Source organism: Propionicimonas sp. (genome assembly GCF_034927565.1).
Classification (GTDB): Bacteria; Actinomycetota; Actinomycetes; order Propionibacteriales; family Propionibacteriaceae; genus Propionicimonas.
On record NZ_JAYFPT010000036.1, the window covers coordinates 66,203 to 90,218 of the forward strand.

22 protein-coding genes, 1 other RNA gene and 1 pseudogene are annotated in these 24,016 nt (G+C 69.6%); 18 read left to right on the plus strand and 6 right to left on the minus strand.

What is annotated here, in order from left to right; all coding sequences use genetic code 11:
* Nucleotides 1–93: 93 nt before the first annotated feature.
* The gene (dapD, locus tag VB080_RS07375) at nt 94–1,014 is read right to left on the minus strand and encodes a 2,3,4,5-tetrahydropyridine-2,6-dicarboxylate N-succinyltransferase (protein ID WP_323417789.1); all 921 of its coding nucleotides are present in this window, start codon (nt 1,012–1,014) and stop codon (nt 94–96) included.
* A gap of 226 nt (nt 1,015–1,240) precedes the next feature.
* On the opposite strand from dapD, the gene dapE reads away from it, so the two are divergent.
* The 4 genes from dapE (at nt 1,241) to VB080_RS07395 (ending at nt 3,689) form a co-directional block, all read left to right on the plus strand.
* On the plus strand, nt 1,241–2,296 hold the full coding sequence (gene dapE, locus VB080_RS07380; RefSeq protein ID WP_323417790.1) for a succinyl-diaminopimelate desuccinylase: 1,056 nt from the start codon (nt 1,241–1,243) through the stop codon (nt 2,294–2,296).
* Between the two features lie 85 nt (nt 2,297–2,381).
* Complete coding sequence (locus tag VB080_RS07385) at nt 2,382–3,140, plus strand: TIGR00730 family Rossman fold protein (RefSeq protein ID WP_323417791.1); 759 nt, start codon at nt 2,382–2,384, stop codon at nt 3,138–3,140.
* A gap of 17 nt (nt 3,141–3,157) precedes the next feature.
* The gene (locus VB080_RS07390) at nt 3,158–3,433 is read left to right on the plus strand and encodes a DivIVA domain-containing protein (protein ID WP_323417792.1); all 276 of its coding nucleotides are present in this window, start codon (nt 3,158–3,160) and stop codon (nt 3,431–3,433) included.
* Between the two features lie 82 nt (nt 3,434–3,515).
* Nucleotides 3,516–3,689: a DUF3117 domain-containing protein gene (locus tag VB080_RS07395; protein WP_323417793.1), complete on the plus strand. Its 174-nt coding sequence runs from the start codon at nt 3,516–3,518 to the stop codon at nt 3,687–3,689.
* Between the two features lie 176 nt (nt 3,690–3,865).
* Here the strand turns inward: VB080_RS07395 and glgA are convergent, their stop codons facing one another.
* A complete protein-coding gene (gene glgA, locus VB080_RS07400) occupies nt 3,866–5,065 on the minus strand; it encodes a glycogen synthase (RefSeq protein WP_323417794.1) in 1,200 nt (399 codons plus the stop codon).
* Between the two features lie 154 nt (nt 5,066–5,219).
* Between glgA and glgC the strand changes: the two genes are divergently transcribed.
* On the plus strand, nt 5,220–6,443 hold the full coding sequence (gene glgC / locus VB080_RS07405; RefSeq protein ID WP_323417795.1) for a glucose-1-phosphate adenylyltransferase: 1,224 nt from the start codon (nt 5,220–5,222) through the stop codon (nt 6,441–6,443).
* A gap of 93 nt (nt 6,444–6,536) precedes the next feature.
* Here glgC and VB080_RS07410 read toward each other — a convergent pair whose 3' ends face one another.
* Nucleotides 6,537–7,196, minus strand: a complete 660-nt coding sequence (locus VB080_RS07410; RefSeq protein WP_323417796.1) for an O-methyltransferase — start codon at nt 7,194–7,196, stop codon at nt 6,537–6,539.
* A gap of 166 nt (nt 7,197–7,362) precedes the next feature.
* Here VB080_RS07410 and dapA point away from each other — a divergent pair, with 166 nt between their 5' ends.
* From dapA to VB080_RS07445, 7 genes and pseudogenes are all read left to right on the plus strand, one after another.
* On the plus strand, nt 7,363–8,244 hold the full coding sequence (dapA, locus tag VB080_RS07415) for a 4-hydroxy-tetrahydrodipicolinate synthase (protein ID WP_323417797.1): 882 nt from the start codon (nt 7,363–7,365) through the stop codon (nt 8,242–8,244).
* A gap of 264 nt (nt 8,245–8,508) precedes the next feature.
* Entirely contained in the window at nt 8,509–8,922 is a 414-nt protein-coding gene (locus VB080_RS07420) for a twin-arginine translocase TatA/TatE family subunit (RefSeq protein WP_323417798.1), read from the plus strand.
* A gap of 185 nt (nt 8,923–9,107) precedes the next feature.
* Nucleotides 9,108–10,325 carry a magnesium transporter MgtE N-terminal domain-containing protein gene (locus VB080_RS07425; RefSeq protein WP_416339615.1) on the plus strand — a complete coding sequence of 406 codons (1,218 nt, stop codon included), beginning with the start codon at nt 9,108–9,110 and terminating at the stop codon, nt 10,323–10,325.
* Nucleotides 10,318–10,827: a DUF1003 domain-containing protein gene (locus tag VB080_RS07430; RefSeq protein ID WP_323417799.1), complete on the plus strand. Its 510-nt coding sequence runs from the start codon at nt 10,318–10,320 to the stop codon at nt 10,825–10,827. The genes VB080_RS07425 and VB080_RS07430 overlap by 8 nt, the downstream gene beginning before the upstream one ends.
* Nucleotides 10,828–10,899: 72 nt before the next feature.
* Nucleotides 10,900–12,048 carry an Mrp/NBP35 family ATP-binding protein gene (locus VB080_RS07435; RefSeq protein ID WP_323417800.1) on the plus strand — a complete coding sequence of 383 codons (1,149 nt, stop codon included), beginning with the start codon at nt 10,900–10,902 and terminating at the stop codon, nt 12,046–12,048.
* 120 nt (nt 12,049–12,168) lie between these two features.
* Nucleotides 12,169–13,161 (plus strand): CoA ester lyase, encoded by a 993-nt coding sequence (locus VB080_RS07440; RefSeq protein ID WP_323417801.1) that lies wholly within the window; start codon nt 12,169–12,171, stop codon nt 13,159–13,161.
* Nucleotides 13,158–13,658 (plus strand): annotated as a pseudogene (locus VB080_RS07445) (general stress protein); the annotation flags it as partial. The gene VB080_RS07440 and the pseudogene VB080_RS07445, both read left to right, overlap by 4 nt.
* Nucleotides 13,659–14,266: 608 nt before the next feature.
* Here VB080_RS07445 and VB080_RS07450 read toward each other — a convergent pair.
* Nucleotides 14,267–15,583: a TrpB-like pyridoxal phosphate-dependent enzyme gene (locus tag VB080_RS07450; protein ID WP_323417802.1), complete on the minus strand. Its 1,317-nt coding sequence runs from the start codon at nt 15,581–15,583 to the stop codon at nt 14,267–14,269.
* Nucleotides 15,584–15,993: 410 nt separating this feature from the next.
* Between VB080_RS07450 and gdhA the strand changes: the two genes are divergently transcribed.
* Nucleotides 15,994–17,331: an NADP-specific glutamate dehydrogenase gene (gene gdhA, locus VB080_RS07455; protein ID WP_416339616.1), complete on the plus strand. Its 1,338-nt coding sequence runs from the start codon at nt 15,994–15,996 to the stop codon at nt 17,329–17,331.
* A 475-nt stretch (nt 17,332–17,806) separates the two neighbouring features.
* On the opposite strand, the gene VB080_RS07460 is transcribed toward gdhA, so the two are convergent.
* Complete coding sequence (locus VB080_RS07460) at nt 17,807–19,297, minus strand: aminopeptidase P family protein (protein ID WP_323417803.1); 1,491 nt, start codon at nt 19,295–19,297, stop codon at nt 17,807–17,809.
* Between the two features lie 204 nt (nt 19,298–19,501).
* On the opposite strand from VB080_RS07460, the gene VB080_RS07465 reads away from it, so the two are divergent.
* The 3 genes from VB080_RS07465 (at nt 19,502) to rnpB (ending at nt 22,304) form a co-directional block, all read left to right on the plus strand.
* A complete protein-coding gene (locus VB080_RS07465) occupies nt 19,502–20,236 on the plus strand; it encodes a zinc ribbon domain-containing protein (protein WP_323417804.1) in 735 nt (244 codons plus the stop codon).
* Between the two features lie 19 nt (nt 20,237–20,255).
* Entirely contained in the window at nt 20,256–21,689 is a 1,434-nt protein-coding gene (locus VB080_RS07470; RefSeq protein WP_323417805.1) for an RNB domain-containing ribonuclease, read from the plus strand.
* A gap of 139 nt (nt 21,690–21,828) precedes the next feature.
* An RNA gene (gene rnpB, locus VB080_RS07475) (RNase P RNA component class A) lies at nt 21,829–22,304 on the plus strand.
* A 165-nt stretch (nt 22,305–22,469) separates the two neighbouring features.
* Here the strand turns inward: rnpB and VB080_RS07480 are convergent.
* Nucleotides 22,470–22,886 carry an organic hydroperoxide resistance protein gene (locus tag VB080_RS07480; protein ID WP_323417806.1) on the minus strand — a complete coding sequence of 139 codons (417 nt, stop codon included), beginning with the start codon at nt 22,884–22,886 and terminating at the stop codon, nt 22,470–22,472.
* A gap of 51 nt (nt 22,887–22,937) precedes the next feature.
* Between VB080_RS07480 and VB080_RS07485 the strand changes: the two genes are divergently transcribed.
* Together VB080_RS07485 and VB080_RS07490 are read left to right on the plus strand one after the other, a co-directional pair.
* Nucleotides 22,938–23,378: a MarR family transcriptional regulator gene (locus tag VB080_RS07485; RefSeq protein ID WP_323417807.1), complete on the plus strand. Its 441-nt coding sequence runs from the start codon at nt 22,938–22,940 to the stop codon at nt 23,376–23,378.
* Between the two features lie 79 nt (nt 23,379–23,457).
* A complete protein-coding gene (locus VB080_RS07490; RefSeq protein ID WP_323417808.1) occupies nt 23,458–24,015 on the plus strand; it encodes a PadR family transcriptional regulator in 558 nt (185 codons plus the stop codon).
* Nucleotide 24,016: the final 1 nt, after the last annotated feature.

Consider the following 24,016-nt stretch of genomic DNA (forward strand, 5'->3'; position numbering starts at 1 on the left):
GCCGGTCGTCGGGTTCGCCCGGGCCACGGCATGGACTCGCCGACCAGCGAGGTTCGCAGGCTCGACCTGCAGGTCACGCATCGCCGGGCGTCCCTAGTTCGCGTGCAGGGCGGCGTTCAGTTCGACGCCGGTGCCTGCGCGCTGCAGGGCCTCGACCGCCCCGGTCTGGGAGTTGCGGCGGAACAGCAGGCCGTCGCGGCCGGACAGGGCGGAGGCCTTGACCACCTGGCCGGCGAAGCCGACCTTCGTGCCGGCGGTGACGTACAGTCCTGCCTCGACCACGCAATCGTCCCCCAGGGAGATCCCCAGCCCGGACTCGGCGCCGAGCAGGCAACGCTCGCCGATGCTGATCTGCTCCTTGCCGCCGCCCGACAGCGTGCCCATGATCGACGCTCCGCCACCGATGTCAGTGCCGTCGCCGACGATCACGCCCGCCGAGATCCGCCCCTCGACCATCGAGGTGCCCAGCGTGCCCGCGTTGAAGTTGACGAAACCCTCGTGCATCACCGTGGTCCCCGGCGCCAGGTGGGCGCCCAGCCGCACCCGGTCGGCGTCCGCGATCCGGACCCCGGAGGGCACTACGTAGTCGACCATCCGTGGGAACTTGTCCACCCCGAACACCGTGACCGCACCGCGGGCTGCCCGCAGGTTCACCCGGACCTCCTCGAAGCCGTCGACAGCGCACGGGCCGTGGTTGGTCCACACCACGTTGGGAAGTACACCGAACAGGCCGTCGAGGTTGAGCGACCGGGGCTGGCACAGCCGGGTGCTGAGCAGGTGCAGCCGTAGGTAGGCATCCGGCACCGAGGCGGGCGGGGAGTCGAGATCGATCTCGACCAGCCGGGGCCGGGTGCTGACGCCGCGTTCGTCGTCATCGGTGGTGGCGGCGACCAGGCTCGCCGGTGCCGGGCTGCCGTCGCGGCCGCCCAGCACAGGGGCGGGGAACCAGGCGTCGAGCACCTGGCCGGAGACATGGACGGAGACGAGGCCCCAGGCAGCAGCAGGTCGGGTCATGGCGGCTAGCGTACCTGCGGGCGCCGACAGCCGACTCCGGGAGTTCTGGAGCGCGTCTCCCCATCCCCCGGTGGCCTGCCACGCGTGGCCTGGTGGGAAGCAGGCTGCGTTGTCGTCGGTCGGCGATGCACCCGCATCGCCGCTCTCCTGTGTCTTGCGTGGCGTGCCGGGCGAACACCGCTCGCGACAGCCAGGGACGAGGAGACACGCTCTACGCTTGGGGGTCATGAGCCTCGACCTGCGCGGTGACCTCGTCCGCCTGTTCCGCGACATCGTGGACATCGAGTCGGTCAGCGGGCACGAAGGCCCGCTCGCCGACGCCGTCGAGGCCGCGCTGGCCCCGCTGTCTCACCTGGCGGTGGTGCGCGACGGCGACACCGTGATCGCGCGTACCGGTCTCGGCCGTGACCAGCGGGTGGTGATCGCCGGGCACCTCGACACCGTCCCGGTGGCGGGCAACCTGCCGTCCCGGCTGGCGGACGGCCTGGTCCACGGCCGCGGCACCGTCGACATGAAGGGCGGCGTGGCGGTGGCGCTCGGTCTGGCGGCAGCCCTGGAGCAGCCGTCGAAGGACATCACCTGGATCTTCTACGACCACGAGGAGGTGGCGGCCACCGACAACTCGCTCACCCGGCTCGCCGCCTCCCGCCCCGAGTTGCTCACCGGCGATTTCGCGATTCTGATGGAGCCCACCTCCGCCCGGGTCGAGGGCGGCTGCCAGGGCACCCTGCGGTTCACCGTCACCACCCGTGGACGGGCTGCACACTCGGCCCGCGCCTGGCGTGGCCACAACGCCATCCACGACGCCGGCGAGGTGCTGCGGCGACTGGAGGCCTACCGGCCCCGCACCGTCAAGGTGGACGGGCTCAGCTACCGGGAGGGGATGAACGCCGTCGACATTCGCGGCGGGATCGCCGGCAATGTCATTCCCGACAGTTGCACTGTCACGGTGAACTTCCGGTTCGCGCCCGACCGGGACGAGGCGGACGCCCTGGCGCACTGCCGGGAGTTGATGGACGGCTACGACCTCGAGTTCATCGACCTCGCGCTCGGCGCCAGGCCGGGGCTCGACCGCCCGCTGGCCCGGGACTTCCTGGCAGCGGTGGGCGGTGAGCCGGTCGCCAAGTTCGGCTGGACGGACGTCGCCCGATTCAGCGCGCTCGGCGTCCCGGCGGTCAACTACGGCCCGGGTGACCCGCTGCTCGCCCACGCCGACGACGAGGCCTGCCCGGTCACCGACCTGTACGCCTGCCGGGACGCGCTGGCGCGCTGGCTGGGCTGAGCCCGCCGCGGCCTGCGGTGACCGGGAAGCGGCCAGTTCAGTGGCCGGGAGCCCGTCGTCCGCCCCGGTACGCGATGATGGGGCGATGAGCAGACGGATGCGAACCCAGGGATCGGTGATCCGGCGCAACGAGCAGGCCGAGCAGGCCACCCTCGACGAGTGGCTGCTCGCCAACCGGGGTGACACCGAGTGGACCCACGACGACCCGTGGCGAGTGATGCGGATCCAGGCGGAGTTCGTCGACGGTTTCGGCACCCTGGCCGATCTCGGCCCGGCGGTCGGCGTGTTCGGCTCGGCACGGACTCCGCGCAAGCACCCGTTGTACACCGCTGCCACCGAGATCGGACGGGGCCTGGCCGAGGCCGGGTACGCCACCATCACCGGCGGCGGCCCGGGCATCATGGAGGCGGTCAACAAGGGCGCCCTGCAGGCCGGCGGAGTGTCGGTCGGGCTGGGCATCGAGCTGCCTTTCGAGCAGAGCCTGAACAAGTACGTCTCGCTCGGGATCAACTTCCGCTATTTCTTCGCCCGCAAGGTGATGTTCCTGAAGTACTCCCAGGGTTTCGTCGTGATGCCGGGCGGGTTCGGCACCTTCGACGAGTTGTACGAAGCGCTCACCCTGGTGCAGACCCGGAAGGTGAAGTCCTTCCCGGTGGTGCTCTTCGGCTCCCAGTTCTGGGGTGGACTGCTGGACTGGCTGCGGGAGTCCACGCTCGCCGATGGCTATATCGCGGCGAAGGATCTCGATCTGGTGCAGGTTACTGATGACCCGGCCGAAGCGGTGCGGCTGGTCACCAATCCCAGACCCGGACCAGTGCCCGCCGCCGGGGAGCAGGGGTTCTGAGCCGGTACCATGGTGCCATGGAGTGGCTGCTGTGGACTCTTGCCGTTGCGGTGCTGGGTGTCGCCGCCGTCGCTGCGAGCGGACGTCTGGGGGAGTTGCCGTCCACGGTGAGCAGCACCCCACCGCCACGCCTGCCGCAGGGGCTGATGACCGGGGACGATGTGCGCCGCGCGCGGTTCTCCGTCACCTTGCGCGGGTACTCGATGCAGCAGGTGGACGAACTGCTCGACCGGGTCGCCAGGCAGGTGGACGGCGTCGAGCCGGAGTCGGCTCCGCGCCGCGTGCAGGAGTGATCCTGTCGCGTCTGGGCCCTCCTGTCGCGCGCTGATGGAATAATGGGGTGCGTTCGAGCCCAGTGAACAAGTGAGGTATGTGATGGCAGCGATGAAACCGCGGACCGGCGACGGGCCTATCGAGGTGGCCAAGGAGGGACGCGTGATCGCCATGAGAATTCCCGCCGAGGGCGGTGGCCGGCTGGTGATCGAGTTGAACGCCGCCGAGGCAGCCGAACTCAAGACGGCTCTGGAAGGCGTTGTCGTCACCGCCTGACTCCAGACTGAGCGAAAGGGCCCCGGGGACACCCAGGGCCCTTCGTCGTCCCCGGCCCGGTTCGCCAGGGACGGTGCCGATTCGCGTGACTCAGGTGAGGACGGTTCCGATTCGAGTCACTTGGCGGGCCGCCGGGGTGGTTTGACGAAACCGTTGCCGTCAAACCACGCAGCCGGTCAGCGGGAGCGGTGGAAGGCGATCGCCTGCTGGTAGACGCCGATCGTCTCCTGCGCGATCTTCTCCCAGCTGAACTCGTCGATGCAGCGCTGGCGTCCGGCCAGGCCGTAGTGACGGGCCTTGTCCGGGTCGCGGGTGAGGTCGTTGATCCGGTCGGCGAAGGCGGTCTCGAAGGCTGCGATATAGGCCGGGTCGTCGGCCTGCCTGGGGTCGTAGGGCACCAGGGTGCCGGTCTCGCCGTCCACCACCACCTCGGGGATACCCCCGACCGCGCTGGCGACCACCGCGGTCTCACACGCCATCGCCTCCAGGTTCACGATCCCAAGCGGCTCGTAGATGGACGGGCAGGCGAACACTGTGGCATGGGTCAGTACCTGACGGACGGAGGCCCGCGGCAGCATCTCCTGCACCCAGGTGACAGCACCGCCCCGGACCCGGCTCAGTTCGGCGAAGGCGGTGTCGAACTCGGCGGCGATCTCGGGGGTGTCCGGGGCGCCGGCCAGCAGCAGCAACTGGGTATCGGGGTCGAACTGGCTGGCTGCCCGCACCAGGTGCACCAGCCCCTTCTGCCGGGTGATCCGTCCCACGAACACCACCAGCGGACGGTCCCGGTCGACGCCCAGGGCGTCCACCACGTCGGTGGCGTGGTCCGGCCGGAACTCCTCGGGATCGATGCCGTTGCGCACCACGTGCACCCGGTCGGGGTCGAGTTCGGGATAGCTGTCCAGGACGTCGCCCCGCATCCCGGCGCTCACCGCGATCACTGCGGCGGCGTCGGCGAAAGCCGTCCGCTCCGCCCACGACGACACCCGGTAGCCACCGCCCAGTTGCTCAGCCTTCCACGGCCGGTGTGGCTCCAGGGAGTGCGAGGTGACGACGTGCGGAACGTCGAGGAACTTCGAGCCGACCAGTCCGGCGAAGTTCGCGTACCAGGTGTGCGAGTGGATGACGTCGACCTCGGGGGAGATGGCATTGGCCATGGCGACATCGGCGCCGAGTACCCGCAGGGCGGGGTTGGCGCCGTCCGGGAAGGTCTCGGGATGGGCGGTCGCACCCTGCCGGGGCTCACCCATGCACTGCACCTCGACGTCATCGGCGAATTTGCGCAACTGCGGCACGAGTTGTCCGACATGGACGCCGGCCCCGCCGTAGATGAAGGGCGGGTACTCCCTGGTGAGGATCGACACGCGTAGTCCCATGTCCGGGATCGTGTCACATCGGCGGGGGAGGGGACAACGAAAACCGGCAACTGGTCCGCGCCACCGGCGCCGACGATCGGTGCTGCAGCAGCAGGTGTGGTCGTTTTCGGTGGTTTCCTTGTGGGGATGCCGCCGACGCCCTAGGTTCTCCAGTATGAATCGACCGAATGTCCTGTCGATTGTCCTGGCCGGTGGCGAGGGCAAGCGCCTGATGCCGTTAACCGCCGACCGAGCGAAGCCGGGTGTCCCCTTCGGGGGCACCTATCGCCTGATCGACTTCGTGTTGTCGAACCTGGCCAACTCGGATCTGACGAAGATCTGCGTGCTCACCCAGTACAAGTCCCATTCCCTCGACCGGCACATCTCGCTGACCTGGCGGATGGACTCCATGCTCGGCAGCTATGTGACCACCGTCCCGGCTCAGCAGCGTACCGGCCGGCAGTGGTTCCAGGGCAGCGCGGACGCGATCTACCAGTCGATGAACCTGATCGGCGACGAGGATCCCGACTACGTGGTCGTGTTCGGTGCCGACAACATCTACCGGATGGACGTCGAGGCGATGGTGCAGGCGCACATCGACTCCGGCATGGACTGCACCGTGGCAGGCATCCGCGTTCCCCGCTCCCAGGCGAGCGCCTTTGGGATCATCGACGCCGAGGCGTCCGGGAAGATCGCCCGCTTCCTGGAAAAGCCGGCCGACCCGCCGGGCCTGCCGGACAGCCCGGAGGAGTCGTACGCCTCCATGGGCAACTACGTGTTCACCCGCAAGGCTTTCGTCGACGCGCTGATCGCCGACGCCGCCAACCCCGAGTCACGCCATGACATGGGCGGGAACATCATTCCCGGCTTCGTGGCGGAGGGCCATGCCGGCGTCTACGACTTCCGGAACAACGACGTGCCCGGAGCGACCGAGAAGGATCGCGACTACTGGCGGGACGTCGGCACCATCGAGGCCTACCATGCCGCCCACATGGACCTGGTCAACGTCGAACCCGAGTTCAACCTGTACAACCGCAAGTGGCCGATCTGGACCTCCCAGGCCCAGCTGCCGGGAGCCAAGTTCACGCTGCGCGGCACTGCAGAGGACTCGATCGTGAGCGCTGGCTGCATCATCTCCGGCGGCGACGTCGACCGCTCGGTGCTGTCGCCGAATGTCATGGTGGACAAGTGGGCACGGATCGAGGAGGCGGTGATCTTCAGCGGTTGCCGGATCGGCCGCAATGCCGTGGTTCGCCGCGCCATCCTGGACAAGGGCGTGATCGTGCCGGACGGCGTGGAGATCGGCACCAACCACGATCACGACCGGGCCCGCGGCTTCTTCGTCGAGAACGGCATCACCGTCGTCCCGAAGAACCACCACGTCCCCGGCCACTGGTGAGCCCAGCTCACTCCCTCGGTTGTGCGGACTTCGGCCGGAAATGCGCGCTTCGGCACCCGGCGGAACTCCGCACAACCGAGGGAGTGAGGGTGGTTAGGGACGGACGGAGATGACCAGTCCGTCGCCGATCGGGAGCAGCGCGGTGGCGAAGCCGTCGAGGGCGGTGATCGCGTCGAGCGCCTCACGGATGATGATCGGCTCGTCCTCCTCGTTGCCGGCGTCGGCCACCTTGCCCTGCCACAGCGCGTGGTGCAGCACCAGGATGCCTCCCGGCCGCAGCAGCGGCACCGCCTGGTCGACGTACTCGACATACTCCAGCGGGTCGCCGTTGAGGAAGACCAGGTCGTAGGCCCCGTCGGTCAGTTTCGGCAGGACGGTGAGCGCCTCGCCGGCGATCAGCCGCGCCCGCCGCTGCGGGATTCCGGCGTCGGTGAGCACGGCCCGGGCCTCGAACTGCAGTTCGGGCTCGTTGTCGATGCTGGTGAGCACACCTTCGGGTGCCATGCCGGCGAGCAGCGCGACCGCGGAGACCCCCGTCCCGGTCCCCACCTCGACGGCGCTGCGGGCCTTGAGGGTGGCGGTCAGGAAGGTCAGGACGGCGGCGGTGCCGCTGCTGATCGCAGGCACCCCGAGATCGGCGGCCTTGGCGCGCGCGGCGAGCGCGGCGGCGGACTCGGTGGTGAAGGCCTCGGCGAAGTTCAGGTTCGCCGCAGCCACGGCGGGTGCAGCCGCCGGCTTCGGTGTCGGACTCACACCGCCAGCGTAGCGAAGCCTCCCAGCGGTGGCACGGCCGGCGAGGGCGGGTCTGCACCCGGCGTCCAGACTCGGCGGTCCGGCCACCGGCACAACCAGGCCGGATCCGGTCGGCAGCGCCGCCCGGGTGTCGGGATCACGCCGCCTTGATGGTTAGGCTGTGGGCATGACCGAGCTTCCTTTCGGCCGTGTCCTGACGGCCATGGTGACCCCGTTCGCACCCGATGACTCGGTGAATTACGAGGAAGCCCGCCAGTTGGCCGCCTACCTGGTCGACGTGCAGCGCAATGACGCGCTGGTCGTCAACGGCACCACCGGGGAGTCGCCGACCACGACCGACGACGAGAAGCGTGCCCTGCTGGAAGCGGTTGTGGACGAGGTCGGCGACCGGGCGAAGGTGATCGCGGGGGTCGGCACCTTCGACACCCGTCACACGGTCGAACTGGCCCACCAGGCACAGCAGGCCGGAGCGCACGGCCTGCTGGTGGTCACGCCCTACTACTCCCGTCCGCCGCAGGACGCCCTGGCGGCCCATTTCCTCACCGTCGCCGACGACACCGACCTGCCGATCGTGATCTACGACATCCCGCATCGCACCGGGGTTCCGGTGGAGACCGCCACCATGATTCAGATCGCCGCCCATGACCGGATCGTCGCGGTCAAGGATGCCAAGGGACTGCCGGTGCAATCCGCCCAGGTGATCGCCCAGACCAACCTTGCCTACTACGCCGGGGACGACGGGATGGTGCTGCCGCTGCTGTCGGTCGGTGGGGTGGGCGTGGTCGGCACCTCGACGCACTTCACCGGGGCGGCCACCCGCGGGCTGATCGAGAGCTACCTGGCCGGGGACGTCGAGGCCGCGGTGGCGGCTTACCAGGCGCTGCTGCCGGTCTATACCGGCGTGTTCGCCACCCAGGGCTGCATGCTGGTCAAAGCCGGGCTCGCGGCCCGGGGCTTCCACCCCGGCGGCTGCCGTCCGCCGTTGCTGGAAGCCACCGAGGAGCAGACCGCGGCCTTCGTCGCCCTCCTCAACCAGGCCGGCTTCTGAGTCAGCGGGCAGGCCGGCCGCCGCACCGATTGGCGCAATCCTGATCGGAGCTTGGTGCGAAACTCGCGTGAGCCGGTCGGCGGTGGCCAGTGATGTCGTGATCCTGCCGGTCGATCGCGCGCAGCGGCCTTTTGGAGCACGCCACAGCCATCGAGGTGCAGAATCGCGACACCTGCAGAATCGCGGCCGCACGGTCGGCTGTCTTGTCCCAAGCCACCGCCACACCGTGGCCCCGGCTTTCGAGACAGGGCTTAGGCTTGCCGCGTGCCCGATTTCAACGCTGGCGAGATTCTGCTGCTGGTGGTGCTCGCAGTCATCATCTTCGGCCCGGAGAAGCTGCCCGAGCTCGCCCGCAAGACCGCTCGGGTGCTGAATTACCTGCGGGGCATCGCCAACGACGCGCGCGGACAGTTGCGTGAGCAGGTGCCGGAACTGGCTGATCTCGACCTCGCCGACCTGAACCCGCGCACGCTGGGGGTGAAACTGCTGGGCGCCGAGACCGCGCAGGAACTGGCCGAGACCGGACGTGGCGCGGCCCACGACCTCAGTGAGGCGACCCGCCAGTTCACCGATGTGCGGCAGTCCGCGCCGTCCGCGGTTGGGCAGACCGGCGGGCCGCCGGACGCGACGGTGGATACCGGCCCGCGCGTGGTCGCCTTCGACCCCGAGGCCACCTGAGGGTGCGCCGGACAGCCTTGTCCGGGGCGGTTCGGAGGTTGCGGCAGCCGGGGCGTCAGCCCGTCGTTGAGACTGTCCGCCCAGTGTTGCCGTCGCGATACCGTCCGGTCGCGTAGAAGGGGTAGCCTCCCGGTGTGGCCGGTGCAACCTCATCGATCTTCGTGTCGAGGATCAAGGGACTGCCCATGCTGGATCCGAACGGTGACCAGGTGGGCAAGGTCCGCGATGTCGTCATCCAGAACCGCGGCGGGAGCCGCCCGCCTCGGGTCAAAGGCCTTGTCGTCGAGCTTTTCGCGTTGCGACGCATCTTCTTCCCGATGGCCAGGGTGCGCAGTATCGACGCCCACCAGGTGATCATCAACGGCATCGTCAACACTCGACGCTTCGAGGTCCGCGAGGGCGAGATGCTGGCGGTCGACAGCCTGTTCGACCGGACGGTGGCCCGCCGGGACAGCGACAAGCCGGAGACCATCTTCGACATCGCCATCCAGCACACCCGAGGACGGGAGTGGGAAGTCGCCGAGGTCGCCCTGCGGGAGAGCGGACGGCGTCCCTTCTCGCGCGGCCACGTCACCATCGTCGACTGGTCGGACCTGCCGGAGTTCATCCAGGACGAGGCGCCGCGCAACGCCGAGCAACTCGCCCAGCGGCTGAGCGAGCTGAAGCCCGCCGACGTGGCCCGTGAACTGCACGACATGGACGCCACCACCCGTGCCCTGGTGGTGCGGGCGATGGAGGACGAACATCTCGCCGAGGCGCTGGAGGAACTGCCCGAGGACGAGCAGGTCGAGCTCATCGGCACGCTCGACCGGGAGCGTGCCGCCGACGTCCTGGAGGAGATGGACCCCGACGACGCCGCCGACCTGATCGCCGAACTCGACTCCGAGGTAGCCGAGGACATCCTGGAGAAGATGGCCCCGGAGGACGCCAAGGACGTCCGGACGCTGCTGTCCTACGACGCCGCCACCGCCGGCGGTCTGATGAACCCCGAGCCGGTGATCCTGGCCGCTGACGCGACGGTCGCCGATGCGCTGGCCGCCGTCCGGCGCGAGGAGATCACCCCCGCGATGGCCGCGCTGGCCTTCATCTGCCGCTCCCCGCTGGACACCCCGACCGGGCGCTATCTGGGGGCGGTGCACATCCAGCGGTTGCTGCGCGAGCCGCCGTCCAATCTGGTGGCGGGGCTGATCGACCCGGACATCACGCCGTTGACGCCGACCTCGAACGTCGCCCAGGTGTCGCGCTACTTCGCCACCTACGACCTGGTCTGCGCCCCGGTGGTGGACGCCGAGCGGAGGCTGTTGGGGGCGGTCACTGTGGACGACGTGCTTGACCACATCCTGCCCAACGACTGGCGCGGGGTGCAGCTGGACCGGCTGGAGGCGGAGGTGAACGATGGCTAAGCAGGAGCGTCTCGACACACCGGGGCGGCGCAGTCAGTGGATCCCCCGGGTCCGGGTCAGCGACGACGCCTTCGGCGACTTCGCTGAGAGCGCGGCCCGGTTCATGGGCACCGGGCGGTTCATCGTCTGGATGACGGTGTTCATCGTCTTGTGGATTGTGACCAACCAGATCGCCCCCGGCATCTTCAACGACGGGTTCCCGTTCATCTTCCTGACCCTGCTGCTGTCCTTGCAGGCCTCCTACGCCGCCCCGCTGATCCTGCTCGCCGGCAACCGGCAGGAGGCCCGCGACCGGGTGAGCATGGAGCACGACCGTGAGGTCGCCGCCCAGTCTCGCGCCGACATGGACTTCCTGGCTCGGGAAATCGCCTCGCTGCGGGCCAGGATGAACGACGTCGCCACCCGCGACTTCATCCGGTCGGAGCTGAAGGACCTGCTGTCCGAGTTGGAGCAGCACGAGGAGCCGGAGGCCGGGAAGGCGAAGCTGGCAGCCGAGGACTGAGCCCGGCAGACCGGACGCCCCGGACGGGGTTCCGGTTGGGAGGCTGCTGCCGGTCGGGACTAGGGTTGATGCGTGAGTTCTGTCATCAGCGCCGTGAACGAAGCCCTTGCCACCGTCATCGACCCGGAGATCCGGCGTCCGATCACCGAACTGGGGATGGTCGACTCGGTGGCGGTCTCCGAGGAGGGCGTGGCCGATGTCACCGTGCTGCTCACCATCGCAGGCTGCCCGCTGCAGTCCACCATCGAGGCGGACGTGACCGCTGCCGTGCAGGAGGTGGCCGGGGTGACCGCGGTCAACCTGACGCTGGGCACGATGACCGACGAGCAGCGGGCCGAGCTGAAGAAGAACCTCCGCGGCGGCATCGAGGAACGCGAGATCCCGTTCTCCCGTCCCGAGAGCCACACCCAGGTGATCCTGGTGGCCTCCGGCAAGGGTGGGGTGGGCAAGTCCTCGGTGACGGTCAACCTGGCGATGGCACTGGCCGCCCGCGGCAAGCAGGTGGGGGTGCTGGACGCCGACATCTACGGTCACTCCATCCCGCCGATGCTCGGCCTGGCCGACGCGGTGCCGACGGTGGTGGACGGGATGATCCTGCCGGTGCCCAGCATGGGGCTGACGGTGATCTCGATCGGGATGCTGAAGGGCAGCCGTGACCAGGTGATCGCCTGGCGCGGACCGATCCTCGACCGGGCATTGCAGCAGTTCCTCGCCGACGTGTACTGGGGCGACCTCGACTTCCTGCTGGTCGATCTGCCGCCGGGCACCGGCGATGTCGCGCTGTCGCTGGGCCAGAAGCTGCCGAACGCCGAGGTGATCGTGGTGACCACGCCGCAGCAGGCCTCCGCAGAGGTTGCCGAGCGGGCCGGGACGATGGCCTCCATGCTGGAGCAGAAGGTGATGGGAGTCATCGAGAACATGGCCTACCTGCAGGTGGTCTGCCCGGACTGCGGCAGCACGCACCGGGTGAACGTCTTCGGGGAGGGCGGCGGCGAGGCGGTGGCCCAGACGCTCACCGAGCGGCTCGGCTACACCGTGCCGTTGCTGGCCGAGGTTCCGATGGACCCGGCGATGGCCGCCGGCGGCGATGTCGGCGTCCCGCTGATCGCCACCGAGCCGGGCAACCCGTCCTCGCTGGCCCTCGACGGCGTGGCCGAACTGCTCGCCACCCGCCGGTTCAGCCTCGCCGGCCGCAAACTGGGCCTGACCCCCGTCAACTGACGGGGACGGTTTCGTCGACCTGCAGCAACCGGCTCACGGCGGTGACGCGGACGGGCGCGGGCGTCCGCGCGCACAGTGATCGTACGGCGCACGCACAGGCGCTATGGATAGGGTGGTGGTGTGACCGCAACCCGCCGCACCGTGCTCGCCGTCCCGGGATCCTCCGACCGCTTCATCGCCAAGGCCCGGACGCTGGACGTCGACGCGCTGTTCCTCGACCTGGAAGACGCGGTGGCGCCCGCGGTGAAGGTCGAGTCCCGGGCGCGGATTGTCGGGGCGCTGAACACCGGCGAGTTCGCCGCACCGCTGCTCACCGTCCGGGTGAACGGCTGGGAGAGCCCGTGGACCTATGCCGACGTGATCGAGGTGGTCAGCGGCGCGGGCGCCCGGATCGACGCCCTCGTCCTGCCCAAGACCCAGGACGCGGCCCAGGTGAAGGCCCTCGACCTGCTGCTCACCCAGGTCGAGCAGATCGCGGGCCTGCCAGTCGGTCGGATCGGGTTGGAGGTCCAGATCGAGGACGCCGTCGGCCTGCTGCACGTCGACGAGATCGCCGCTGCGAGCCCACGGCTGGCAAGCCTGGTGTTCGGTCCCGGCGACTTCATGGCCAGTCTGGGGATGGGCGGGCTGAGCGTCGGCAACCAGCCGGAGGGCTACCCGGCCGATGCCTTCCACCACGTCCTGATGTCGATCCTGGTCGCGGCCCGGGCGCACGGTCTGCAGGCCATCGACGGGCCCTACGTGGCGATCCGGGATGTGGACGGCTTTCGCCGCTCGGCAGCGCTGTCGGCGGCGCTCGGCTACGACGGCAAGTGGGTGCTGCACCCGGCGCAGGTCGAGGCCGGCAACCAGCTCTTCTCCCCGAAGCAGACCGACTTCGACCGGGCGCTGCGCATCCAGGCGGCCTATGCGCAGGCCACCGCTGTCGCCGGCGGCGCGGTGGGAGCGATCGTGGTGGACGAGGAGATGGTCGACGAGGCCGGGGTGAAACTCGCCGCGGCGATCATGGCCCGCGGGCGAGCGGCCGGCATGGTTTCCGGCGCGGACCGACCGATCCCGCCAGCGTCAGTACAGGTCAGTGATGAGCAATACGAGAAGGCGAGTGGGCGATGAGCCAGCAGACACCGAAGCTGTCGAACCTGTTCAAGCTTGAGTACCCCCAGTCGATCGGGGTCTTTGCCACCTACGACGAGGCACAGAAGGCCGTCGATCACTTGGCGGACGAGAAGTTCCCGGTCGAGAACCTCGCCATCGTCGGCACCGACCTGCGCTCGATCGAACGGGTGCTGGGCCGCCGCAGCTGGGGGACAGTGATCGGCCAGGGCGTCCAGAGCGGGCTGTCCACCGGTCTGATGGTCACCCTGCTGATGTGGCTGTTCATGCCGGACGCCAACTTCGTCGTCCTGCTGATCTCGGCGCTGCTGATCGGCATCGTGATCGGGGTCGTGTTCGCCGCCCTCAGCTACTGGATGAGCCAGGGCAAGCGCGACTTCACCTCCGTGAGCCAGACGGTCGCTACCCGGTACGAACTGCTCAGCGAGCACAAGGTGGCAGCGCAGGCGAAGGAACTGCTCGCGCAGGTGCCGGGTGGACGGGCGTCCCAGTTCGATCCGCGACTGGCGCCGGCTCCCGGCGGCTACCCGCCGGCCGGTCCGGTGCCAGCAGCGTCGGGCTATCCGCAGCCACCGATGGGCTACCCGCCGGCGCCGGCAGGCTATCCGTCGGCGCCGCCAGCGGGCTACCCGGGTGCCGGTTATCCGCCGGTGGGCTATCCGCCGGTCTCCGCGGACGGGGGCCGTCCGCCGGTCGCCTACCCGCCCACGCAGCCGCCGGCCGGCTATCCGGATGCCGGCTATCCGTCCCAGCCGTCCGCTCCCGCTGGGGACGCCCAGCCGGGCCTCGGCACTCCGCCGCAGGACGACCCGGGGTTCACCCCGCCTGCCGGCTCCGCAGCCACGCCGGACGAGCCCCGGCAGGACTGATCCGGCGGGACTGCCCCTGTAATGACGCCGCCCGCGTCGGAGCGCGCCCGGGCGGCGCGTGACACGCGGTCCTGGAGCGTGTCTCTCTATCCCCACGGTGGCCTGCTGCGTGGTGCCCCGTGGGCGTCTCGCGGCGTTGTTGTCGGTCGGCGATGCGCCACATCGCCTTCCTCCTGTGCCTGGTGAGCCACTCCGCGGGACCCCGCTCGCGACGGTCAAGGACAGGGAGACACGTTCTAGGCGTCGACCATCTGGCCAGCGAGAAACTCGGAGTAGGCCGGCAGGTCGAGCTGGCCGGAGCCGGAGACGCCGATCACGATCACCGGGGACTCGCCGGCCTCGGTAGCCGCGCGAGCCTGGCGCAGCGCGCCGGCGATGGCGTGGTTCGACTCCGAGGCTGGGACGATGCCCTCCGCGCGAGAGAACAGCACACCTGCCTCGAAGGCCTCCAGCTGCGGGACCGCGATCGCGTTCAGCAGACCCTCGTGGTAGCAGTGGCTGACCAGTGGGGCCATGCCGTGGTAGCGCAGCCCGCCGGCGTGCACCGGTGCCGGGACGAAGTCGGCGCCCAGGGAGTACATCTTCAGCAGCGGGGTGAGGCCCGCGGTGTCGCCGAAGTCGTAGCGGTACTCGCCCTGCGTCATGGACGGTGCGGCCTTCGGCTCGCAGGCCACGATCGTCGCGTTGGCCCGTCCCTCGAGGTTCTCCCGGATGAACGGCATCGCCAGGCCACCCAGGTTCGAGCCGCCACCGGCGCAGCCGAACACGTAGTCGGCGGCCTGTTCGCCGAACAGGGCGAGCTGTTTGATCGCCTCCTGGCCGATCACGCTCTGGTGCAGCAGCACGTGGTTGAGCACCGAGCCCAGCGAATAGGACGCGTTGGGATCGCCCGCCGCGGCCTCGACGGCCTCGGAGATCGCCATGCCGAGCGAGCCGGTGGTGTCGGGGAACTTCTCGCGCAGCGCTCGTCCGGCCTGGGTCAGCTCGGACGGACTGGAATGCACCGAGGCGCCGAAGGTCTCCATCAGCACGTGCCGGTACGGCTTGCCCTCGTACGAACTGCGCACCTGCCAGATCTCGCACTCAAGCCCGAAGATCTGGGCGGCGAAGGCCAGCGCCGACCCCCACTGCCCGGCACCGGTCTCGGTGGTCAGGCGAGTGCGTCCGGCGACCTTGTTGTAGTAGGCCTGCGGGACCGCCGAGTTCGTCTTGTGTGAGCCGACCGGGGAGGCGCCCTCGTACTTGTAGTAGATCCGCGCGGTGGTGCCGACAGCCTGCTCCAGTCGGCGTGCCCGGTAGAACGGGGACGGCCGCCACAGCCGGTAGATGTCGTGCACCTCGGCCGGGATCTCGATCCAGCGCTCGGTGGAGGCCTCCTGCTCGATCAGGCCCATCGGGAACAGCGGGGCCAGGTCGTCCGGGGTCAGCGGCTGCTTCGTGCCCGGGTGCAGCGGCGGGGGCGGGGGCGTCGGAAGGTCGGCGACGATGTTGTACCAGTGCGTCGGCATCTCCGACTCGTCGAGAACGACCTTGGTCTGTTTCGGATCGGACAACGCTGCTCCCTCGCCAGTTGGTTTCGGTGTGACGGCCGGGCCGCCGGACGGGCAGCACTCTAGTGGCCGGTCGCGCCCGGCCGGGCGCGATCCGCCCAGTGGCGGACACCCCCCGTCCGCTGCGCATCGACCGCCTGCCTTCGCGCATCGACCGCCTGCCTTGGCGTCGAGCGCTCGTCCCTGGGGCCTGGCGCTCGGCGCCAAGGGAGGTCCTCGATACGAGTCGCTGAAGTACTGCCGCGCGGCTGGGGCGGTGGCGGGTGGCCGCGATGCGAACCCGGTGATCTCGGGGGGTGGGTTGTATGCGAGACTCGAACTCCCGTTGGCCGCCAGCGCCGGCAGACATGCAGGGAAGGTAACTGTCTGTGACCGAAGTCGTCACCATGCACCAGATCCTCGATCCGGAGTCGCTGCCGCCTTCGGTCCGTCCGGCCTTCGAGTCGGTACTGCGGCGGAACCCGGGGGATTTCGAGTTCCACCAGGCGGTCCACGAGGTCCTCGCCTCGATCATCCCGGTGCTGGAGGAGAACCCTCGATACCTCGATGAGGCGATCCTGGAGCGGTTGGTGGAACCCGAGCGGCAGATCATCTTCCGAGTGCCCTGGGTGGACGACAACGGCCGGATCCACGTCAACCGCGGCTACCGGGTGCAGTTCTCCTCGGTGCTGGGCCCGTACAAGGGTGGGCTGCGATTCCATCCGTCGGTGAACAGCTCGATCATCAAGTTCCTCGGCTTCGAGCAGATCTTCAAGAACGCGCTGACAGCGCAGGGGATCGGTGGCGCTAAGGGCGGCTCCGACTTCGACCCGCACGGCCGCAGCGATGCCGAGATCATGCGGTTCTGCCAGGCCTTCATGAACGAGCTCTACCGGCACCTCGGTGAGCACACCGACGTTCCCGCCGGCGACATCGGCGTGGGTGCCCGCGAGGTCGGCTACCTGTTCGGCCAGTACCGCAAGATCACCAACCGGCACGAGTCCGGCATGTTCACCGGCAAGGGGACGGGCTGGGGTGGTGCGGAGGTGCGCACCGAGGCCACCGGTTATGGCACCGTCTACTTCGTGCAGGAGATGCTCGCCGTCCGCGGGGAGTCGATCGAGGGACGCCGCGTGCTGGTCTCAGGCTCGGGCAATGTGGCGATCTACGCCATCGAGAAGGCCGCCCAGTTGGGCGCGCTGCCGATCACCGCGTCCGACTCCTCGGGCTATGTGGTGGACGAGGCCGGCATCGATGTCGAGCTGCTCAAGCAGGTCAAGGAGGAGGAGCGGCTGAGGGTCGCCTCCTATGCCGAACGGCGGCCGAGCGCGCGGTTCGTCCCCGGACGGCGGGTCTGGGAGGTGCCGGCCGAGATCGCGCTGCCCTGTGCCACGCAGAATGAGGTGAACGGCCGGGATGCGGCGCGGCTGATCGCGAACGGGGTGGTGGCCGTTGCCGAGGGTGCCAATATGCCTTCCCTTCCCGAGGCGGTGGACGCCTTCCAGGCCGCTGGCGTGCTGTTCGCTCCGGGCAAGGCCGCCAACGCCGGCGGTGTGGCCACGTCGGCGCTGGAGATGAGCCAGAACGCCGCCCGCCAACGCTGGAACTTCGCCGACTCCGAGCACAAGCTCCATGCGATCATGCGCAGCATGCACACCGAGGCCTACCAGGCCGCGGAGCGCTACGGCCACCCGGGCAACTATGTGGTGGGTGCGAACTGTGCGGCCTTCGTGAAGGTGGCCGACGCGATGATCGCCCAGGGCGTCATCTGAGCCGCAGTTGATCGCCCCGGGCGATCCCTCGACAGGGACGGTTGCGTCGAACCCGCCGCTCTCCTGTCCTCGGGCGGTAGGACGGACCGTCACGCCCCGCGGGCGAGCGGCTGACCCGCCGAAGAACTCAAGCGCGATATCGAGGTGCAGCACGCCCCCGCGCGCGAGCGGCTGACCGCCCCGTACCGGGTGGGGTCGGCATCGCACATAACACGCCCCCGCGGGCGAGCGGCTGACGAGGAGGCTCCGTGATCACAGCTCGGAACAAGTCATGCGCCGCGCGCGAGCGGCTGGGGCAGGCCGTCCGCGGTTGCGGCGGATCGCGCCCGGTCGTTCCTGGCTCGCTCCAGAATCCGGGCGCCCGGGCGTAGCCGAGTGTTCATGGGCACCTGCCCTGACTCCCAGCCCCGGCTTTGGTGAGGGCAGGACCGCGCCAAAGCCGTTGTCGAGGCCGCTGACCGAACAGCGCCCGCGCTCAGCCCCAGATGCCGGCGATCCAGGCCTCGACCTCGTCCGGGTGGCGGGGGAGATGCGCGGAGAGGATCTCGGCACCGTCGGAGGTGATCGCGATGTCGTCCTCGATCCGCACGCCGATGCCGCGGAACTCCTCGGGCACCAGCAGATCGGTGCTCTTGAAGTAGAGCCCGGGTTCGACGGTGATCACCATGCCCGGCTTCAGCACGCCGCCGCGGTAGTTCTCGTTGCGGGCCAGCGCGCAGTCGTGGACGTCCAGGCCGAGGTGGTGCGAGGTGCCGTGCACCATCCAGCGGCGATGCTGGCCGCCCTCGACCGGGTCGAGCGACTGCTCGGCACTCACCGGCAGCATGCCCCACTCCGCCAGGTGGCGGGCCAGGACGGCGATCGCCGCGTTGTGCACATCGGAGAACTTCGCCCCGGGACGCGCCGCGTCGATCCCGGCCTGCTGCGCTTCCAGCACCGCCTGGTAGACCGTGCGCTGGGCCGGGGTGAAGGTGCCCGAGACCGGGAGCGTCCGGGTGATATCGGCGGTGTACAGCGACTCGATCTCGACCCCGGCATCCAGCAACAGCAGGTCGCCCGGGGCCAGGTCGCCGTCGTTGTCGATCCAGTGCAGGGTGGTGGCGTGTTCCCCGCCGGCGGCGATGGTGTCGTAGCCCAGGGCATTGCCCTGGTGGCGGGCGTGCAGCCCGAAGATGCCCTCCACCCAACGCTCGCCGCGACCCCGGCGAACGGCCTCGGGAAGGTCGGCCACGACGGCCTCGAAGCCGACGGCGGTGGCCGCACAGGCGGCCCGCAACTCGTCCAGTTCGAACGGGTCCTTCACCAGCCGGAGCTCGCTGAGTGCGACCTCGAAGGCCTGGTCGGCGGCGCTCGCCCCGGCCAGGTCGACCCCGGCCTCGGCGCGCAGCGCGTCGATGTGGGCGTTGAACGTGGCGTCGGCCTCGCGCACCAGCCGCAACGGCGTGACCTGCAAGTTCTTGGTGAGGGCGGTCTCCAGTTCGGAGATCGGTGCCACGTCCAGGCCGGTGAGCGCGGCCATCTCGGCCAGCGACTCCCGCTGGCCGACCCACAGTTCGCCGTAGCGGGCGTCGGAGTAGAACTCGGGGTCGGTGCGGGGCGCTCGCGGCTTGAAGTACAGCACAGCGGCGTGCCTGGCATCGGTCGGTTCGAGGACCAGCACGGCGTCCGGCTCGCGGTCGCCGCCCAGCCCGGTCAGGTGGGCGAACGCCGAGTGCGCACGGAACCGGTAGTCGGTGTCGTTGGACCGGGGCTTCAACCCGCCGGCCGGCAACACCAGACGCTGCCCGGGGAACATCGCCGAGACCGCGTCCTGCCGGGCCGCCGTCCATGCAGTGGCCGGCAACGGCTCCGGCAACTCGTCGGGATAGGGCGCCCAATCCTGCGGGATGAATTCCCGGAAGGGCTGGGAGAACGGGGTCTGGCGATTGGGGAGTTCTGGCTGCGCTGCGGGCGCCTGGTCGGTCATGATCTGATCGTAACCACCCCGGTTGAAGACGCCGGCCAAAGCCGGCCCGTCTCGCAGGCTGGCCCGCGGTGGGGGAGCGCCGACTCGGCCGGGCATCGGTGCGACCAGACGAGGGGGGCTTCGTCCCGGCGGGTCTCCCGGGACCGGCTGGCCGGATGGGCGACGCTGCTCGGGTAGAGTCTGGCCCACACACAAGGAGGCGCGATGAAGGCTGCCCCAGCGGCGCAACTCGGACTGCTCGACCTTCAGGCGGTCGACACCACGATCGCCCAGGTGGAGCACCGCCGGAAATCACTCCCCGAACACGCCCAGATCGCCCAGGGCCAGAAGATCCGCGCCGAACTCGGCGCCGCGATCGTGGCGGCGAAGACCGTGGTGGGCGACCTGGAGTTGGAGGTCGAGAAGGCCGAGGCCGACCTGGTGCCGGTCAAGGAGCGGCAGGCCCGCGACCAGCGACGGCTGGACGAGGGCGTGGTCACCGATCCCAAACAACTGTCCGCCCTGATCGAGGAGATTGACCACCTCAAACGCCGGATCTCCGATCTGGAGGACGTCCAACTCGAGGCGATGGAGAAGCTCGAGGAGGCGACCGCGCGACACACCGAGCTGGTCGAGCAGCGTGCCGAGGGGGAGCAGAACCTGCGGGCTCTGATCGCGGCTCGGGACGAGCAGGTCGCGGCCCTCGATGCCGAACTGGCCCAGCAACGAACTGCGCGCGACCAGCTTGCCGCCGGTCTGCCCGACGACCTGGTCACTCTCTACCGCAAGATCGCCGAGCGCAGTGGCGGCGTGGGCGTCGGCAGGCTGCAGGGCCGCCGCTGCGGCGGCTGCCAGCTGGAAGCCACCGCCAGCGCGCTGGCCGGGTATCAGGCCGCGCCGGCCGACGATGTGGTGCGCTGCGAGGAGTGCGACCGCATCCTCGTCCGCGCTGACGGCTGAGCCATCAGGAAGCTGAGCGATGCCCGTCCGCTCGGTCTGGCTCCGGCCGGACGAACCGCCGGAACTGCGCGAGGCGCTACGCCAGCTGCGCGACGATCTCCAGATCCCCGACGACTATCCTGCCGCCGCGCTGGCCGAGGCGGAACAGGCGGCAGCCGCCCCCGTCCTGCCAGCACGTGACCTCACCGACATCGCCTTCGCCACCCTCGACCCGCCCGGTTCGACCGACCTCGACCAGGCCTTCCACCTCTGCCGGCAGGGCTCGGGGTATCTGCTGCGGTACGCGATCGCGGACGTGGCGGCGTTCGTCCGTCCCGGTGGTGCGCTGGACGCGGAGACCCACGCCCGCGGGCAGACCTTCTACGCACCCACCTTCCGCACCCCGCTGCACCCCGAGGTGCTGTCGGAGGGGAAGGCGAGCCTGCTGCCCGGCCAGGTCCGGCCGGCGGTGGTGTGGGAACTCACACTGGACGCCGACGGTCAGACCACGGACGTCCACGTGGCCCGCGCGCTGGTGCGCAGCCGACGCAAGCTCGGCTACCCGGAGGTACAGCACGCCCTGGATGCCGGGACCGGGGACGAGCAGTTCCTGCTGCTGCGCGAGATCGGCGCACTCCGGCTTCAGCTGGAGGCGGCCCGGCAGGGGGTGAGCTTGGGTGTGCCGACGCAGGAGGTCGAGACCGACGGCAGTACCTGGCGGCTGGCCTATCGCGATCTGCTGCCAGTGGAGAACTGGAACGCCGAGTTGTCGCTGGCCACCGGGATGGCGGCGGCGTCGATCATGTTGGCCGGAGGGGCGGGCATCCTGCGTACCCTGCCACCGGCGCCGGAATCGGGGATCGAACGGCTGCGGCGGACGGCCGGCGCGCTCGGCATTCGCTGGCCGCGCCACGTGGGCTATCCCGATTTCGTGCGCGGCCTGGACGCCTCCCGTCCCGCGCATGCGGCGATGCTGAACGCCTGCACGCTGCTGTTCCGTGGGGCGGGCTACGCGCCGTTCAGCGACGGCCAGACGCCTGCGTTGACCGTCCATGCCGCGATCGCCGCGCCCTACGCGCACGTCACCGCTCCGCTACGCCGGCTGGTCGACCGCTACGCCGCCGAGATCTGCGTGGCGTTGTGCGCGGGGCAGCCGCTGCCCGAATGGGTGCAGGCGTCGCTGGAGACCATCGCCACCGAGATGGCCGACTCGATCCGCCGGGCGAACGCCTACGAGCGGGGGATCATCGACCGGGTCGAGGCGATGCTGCTGGCCTCGCGGGTGGGAGAGGCCTTCCGCGGGGACGTGCTTGAGGTCGACCACGAACGCCGCCGCGGGTCGCTGCAGCTGAACGACCCGGCGGTGGAGGCGCGGGTGGACGGCAACCGCCTGGTCCTGGGCAGCACGATCGACGCCACGCTGGTGACCGCCGACCTGGTCTCCGGCACAGTGCGTTTCCGCACGGTGGCCTGACAGCGGGTTCGGCAGAACGGTTCTGGCGAGCCAGCGTCGCTCTGCTGTCCTGCGGTGGCCGAACTGCCGGCCCGTTGAGGGCACAGGCCTGCCGCCGGCTCACCGCCTGCCGGGACGAGCCGGTAGACTGACGTGTGGACGAGCCGGCCGGGTGATCGCAGCGTGCAGCTGAGGAAAGTCCGGACTCCACAGAGCAGGGTGGTGGGTAACGCCCACCCGGGGTGACCCGCGGGACAGTGCCACAGAGAACAGACCGCCTCGGCAACGAGGTAAGGGTGAAACGGTGGTGTAAGAGACCACCAGCATCCCAGGTGACTGGGATGGCTCGGTAAACCCCACCCGGAGCAAGGCCAAGAAGGGTCTTCGGACCCGCGGACGCCGTCAGAGGCGATTGAGGCGAGTGGGAATGCACCTGGTGCAACTCCCCGAGCCGATTGAGCCTCTTGATGGGAACGTCGTTCCCATCAGAGCGCTGCTCGCGCGAGGCGTCCGGGTAGGCCGCACGCCGAACCGCCTCCGGGCGGCAAGGCGAAGGCGGTTGGCGACAACCGTCGCAGATGGATGATCACCGACTCCTCGGAGTCACAGAATCCGGCTTACAGGCCGGCTCGTCCCCCGTGCCATCCGGTGCGCGGCAGCTGTGGGCATGGGCCGGCTGCACAATCCAGTTCCCCGGGGCCGTTCGAGGGGAAGGCTCCCTCGTCTCGCCAGCCGGAACCGGTTTTTACAGAACACCCGCTCATCGGCATGATCGGATGGACTGACCACGGCCGACGCTACTCAGGCCAGTGACAGCGCGACCTCAACGTTGCCGCGGGTGGCGTTGGAGTAGGGGCAGACCTGGTGGGCCTGTTCCATCAGGGCCTGGGCGGTCGCGGGATCTACGTTCGGGAGGTTCACCTCGAGCCCCACCGCGAGCCCGAAGCCGCCGGCGTCGAGTTGGCCGATCGACACGTCGGCGACCACCTCGGAGTCGGTGACGTCCGCCTTCGATGCCCGGGCGACCTGGCGCAGTGCCGAGTGGAAGCATGCCGCGTAGCCCGCGGCGAACAGCAGTTCCGGATTCGGGGCTCCGCCTGGACCGCCCATCTCGGGAGGTGTCCGGACGTCGAGGTCGACCAGCCCGTCCACGGAGCGGACGTGGCCGTTGCGGCCGTCACCGGTGGCCACAGCTGATGCGGTGTAGAGAGGTTTCATGAGACCGACTGTATGTGGCACAATCAAATTGTGCAAAATCTAGATCCGGGCGTGGACTACCCTCAGCTGGGGTTGGACCTCCAGCTGTGTTTCCCGCTGTACGCGGTGAGCCGGGCGGTGACCAGCCGCTACGCCCAGTTGCTCGGTGAGGTCGGGCTCACCTATCCGCAGTACCTCGTGATGCTCGCGCTGTGGGAGGCCGGTTCGCTGGGGGTGGGCGAGTTGGGTGAACGGCTGCGGCTTGACTCCGGCACGCTGAGCCCTCTGCTCAAGCGGCTGCAAGCATCCGGGGTGGTCACCCGCACCCGGGATGCGCATGACGAACGCCGGGTCGTCGTGGCTCCCACGGACGCAGGCTGGCAACTGCGTGGAAAGGTCGCGCACGTACCGGCGGCGATCGCCCAGGCGATGGGCCTGGAGCCGCAGGCCTATGCCGAGTTGAAGCAACGGCTGGCTGAACTGCTGTGCAGCCTCGACCTCGCGACCACGTAGGCGCACACACCCGATCGTCTCTTGGCTGATCGAGATATGCTGCGATATATCGCAATATGACCTGAGGAGGTCGGCAGTGATGACCCATTCTCACAGCGGTGCCTCGTGCACGCAAGATCCCGGTTCCTTCCTGCGCGGACTCGCCGGGCTGGGCATGGCGGGCCACCGTCCCGGCGGCTTCGGACCGCACTCCCGCGCCCGGCGCGGCGATACCCGTGCCGCCATCCTGCGCGTGCTGGCGGAGCAGCCGATGCACGGTTACCAGATCATTCAGGAGTTCTCCCGGCGCAGCAACGGGGCGTGGAGCCCGAGCGCGGGCTCGATCTACCCGACCCTGCAGCAGCTCGCGGACGAAGGCCTGGTCGTCGCCACCGAGACCGGCGGCAAGAAGGTCTTCTCGCTCACCGAGGCCGGCGCGACCGCCGTCTCCGAGCTGGGCGAAGAGCCCGCGCCGTGGGACGTCGCCGCCGCGTCGGGTGACGTCACCGGCCTGCTCGGCCTGCGCGACTCCGGCGGGCGGCTGGCGGCTGCGGTGGTGCAGGTCGGCAAGTCGGGCGACAGAAGCCAGGTGGACGCGACGATCGAGATCCTGGACGCTGCCCGCAAGCAGGTCTATGCGCTGCTGGCGCAGGACTAGC